Source organism: Nocardiopsis oceani (assembly GCF_054777395.1).
In genome coordinates this window covers 1-1290 of the sequence record NZ_BAAHAR010000119.1, presented here as the reverse complement: position 1 = coordinate 1290, position 1290 = coordinate 1, and the positions used below count along the sequence as shown (strand labels likewise).

Sequence of the window (1290 nt, the reverse complement as noted above, 5' to 3'; positions counted from 1 at the left end):
TGAGGTGCCCCGAGGTTTCCGGACAGGGACCCAATACAATGGTCTCGTAAGGAAACGAGGGGAAACGTGGGCAGGACAAGCAAGTACTCACCGGAGTTCCGCGAGGAAGCGGTACGCTTGGTGATCGAAACACAAAAGCCAATCGCCCAGGTCGCAAAGGAACTCGGCATCAGCTCCGAGACACTCCGCAACTGGGTGCGACGGCACAAACGCGATCACCACAACCAAGCACCCACCCTTGACATGAGCGACCGGGCCCGCCTGCGCGAACTCGAACGGCGCAACGCCGAACTCGAACGCGAGAACTCCTTCCTAAAAAAAGCCGCAGCGTACTTCGCGAAGGATCACCGGTAGCCGCCAAGTACGAGTTCATGGAAACTCAGAAAATCGGCGACGCGGAGTACGCTTACCCTGTCACGTTCATGTGCGACACGCTCGACGTCTCCCGTTCCGGTTTCTACGAATGGAGAAACCGGCCGGAGTCGGCGACCGCCGAACGCAGGGAACACCTCAAGCTCCTCATACGGCAAGCGTTCAAGGACTCCGATGAGACCTACGGGTACCGGCGCATCCATGCCCGGCTCCAGCGCTGGGACGTCCAGGCCGGTCCCGAGCTGGTACGCCTGCTCATGCGCCAGATGGGCCTGGAGCCCTGCCAGCCACGCCCGGCCCGGGTCTGCCTGACCGACGGCGACGAGGCCGCCGCGATCCCCGACCTGGTCCAGCGCGACTTCACCGCCCCGCGCCCCGGGGTGAAACTCGTCGGCGATATCACCTACATTCCCACCTGGGAGGGATGGCTGTATCTGGCGACCGTAATCGACTGCTGCACCAAAGAGGTCGTCGGATACGCGATGGGCGACCATTACCGGACCCCGCTCATCATCCAGGCGGTCAAGAACGCCCAGCGGAACGGGAAGGTGTCCGCAGGGGCGATCTTTCACTCGGACCGGGGCAGTAACTACACGTCACGCGAATTTGGTAACTTCCTCGCTGGGAACGGGTTGAAACGGTCGGCAGGGCGAACGGGCGTCTGCTACGATAACGCCCTGGCTGAGTCGTTTTTCGGAGCACTCAAGAACGAGCGGGTCAATCGGGTGGTGTATCCCACGCGTGAGCGCGCCCAGAGGGACATCACACGGTATATCGAGCACTGGTATAATCACAGGCGTCTTCATTCCGCGTTGGGATACAACACGCCCGCGGAGATTTACGCGGCGCATCAGGAGATGCGACTGGCCGCGTGAGACAGGCGGTTCAAAGCCTGTCCGGAAACAGCAGGGCCCCTCA

1 protein-coding gene is annotated in these 1290 nt (G+C 61.8%); it reads left to right on the top strand.

Going from position 1 to position 1290, the window contains the following annotated elements; genetic code table 11:
- Window positions 1-66: 66 nt before the first annotated feature.
- Window positions 67-1247, top strand: a protein-coding gene (locus tag ACYVDG_RS32635; protein WP_460764148.1) for an IS3 family transposase whose coding sequence is annotated in 2 segments (ribosomal slippage) — window positions 67-328 and window positions 328-1247 — 1182 coding nt in all. Because the reading frame shifts where the segments join, the coding sequence is not laid out codon by codon here.
- Window positions 1248-1290 lie beyond the last annotated feature (43 nt).